The following is a 1,115-nucleotide window of genomic DNA, read 5'->3' on the forward strand; positions in this document are numbered from 1 at the left end:
GAACGGTGGTGGTGTTCGCTACGGATGTTGAATCCGCCGAGCCAAAAGTCTCTTCAGCTATGTAGCTCAAAGGGTTGAATGGCCCCACGGCTGGGGCCAGAAGTCGGGGCCAGAAGCCAGAAGGGTAAGCAAGTGACCGATCAGCTGCCGGGGATTGATGCGCCGTCGAGGCTGCCGGTTGATGCCCCTGAAGATCTCAGGCGGGCGGAAAAGATACTGCGCGCCGCGACACTTGAGCTGGTGCAGATCGCGGAACACATCACGCTGTATGAGGCGATGACCGCGGACACGGCCCTTCAGCAGCGGCTGGGTGCGTCCAGCGTCGCTACGGTCACGCTCAGCGTCTATATGGCGCTGCAGAACGCCATCATCCTCGGCCTGACCCGCATCTTTGACGGCACCGCCCTGAACACGAAGACGGCGTTCAACGACGTCGCGGACCGGACGAATGTCGAGTGGCTCCGCAATCAGCGGATCGCTTACCATTCAACCGAGAACATTATCCCGGTCGACATGCCGGGCAGGACCGCGCAGGACCACGCCGACACACAGGCGATGCTGCGGGTCATCAACGCGCAGATGGCCACCGAGGCGTTTGATCGCCACATGGCAGGCTTCACACGGGCAAAGCGCACGTTGAAAGGCGGCGAGGTGAAGGCGGCCATGGCACGCCTGACAGACATGCGGAACAAGCACATCGCCCATCACGAGCTTGACGCGGTCTGGGAGACGTCCCCGCCGAGGCAGAGCGACCTGCGGGTGGTCTACGACACGGCGCGGGATCTCGTCTGGAACGCCTACTTCCTGCTCACCGCCGCGGATCACAACGACCTGCGCGACATCGAGCAGTTCGGATTCAGGGCCCGCTGCTTCCTGGCGGTGCTGCGCCCGGAATCGCCGAGAGAGTTCGAGGACGCCCGGCTGGGGCCACTGAAGGATCAGGCCAGCACGTAAACCGCTTTCGGCCGCCCACCGGTAGAGTGTTCCTGCTCGGCGGAGATCGTGCCCGCCTCGGTCATATAGCCGTACACCGTGGGCCACGACGAGAAGGCTAGAGGCGGTGGCAGGTGCCGCCAGGTCGTGGTCGAGTAGCTCGGCCATTTGGCTCCGCCCTC

The 1,115-nt window shown here is 63.8% G+C and carries 1 protein-coding gene; it reads left to right on the plus strand.

Going from position 1 to position 1,115, the window contains the following annotated elements; all coding sequences use genetic code 11:
* Positions 1 to 132 precede the first annotated feature (132 nt).
* Positions 133 to 954, plus strand: a complete 822-nt coding sequence (locus QWZ14_RS29140) for an AbiU2 domain-containing protein (RefSeq protein WP_290320573.1) — start codon at positions 133 to 135, stop codon at positions 952 to 954.
* The last annotated feature ends 161 nt before the right edge of the window (positions 955 to 1,115 follow it).

Source organism: Paeniroseomonas aquatica, from assembly GCF_030409335.1.
GTDB lineage: Bacteria > Pseudomonadota > Alphaproteobacteria > Acetobacterales > Acetobacteraceae > Belnapia > Belnapia aquatica.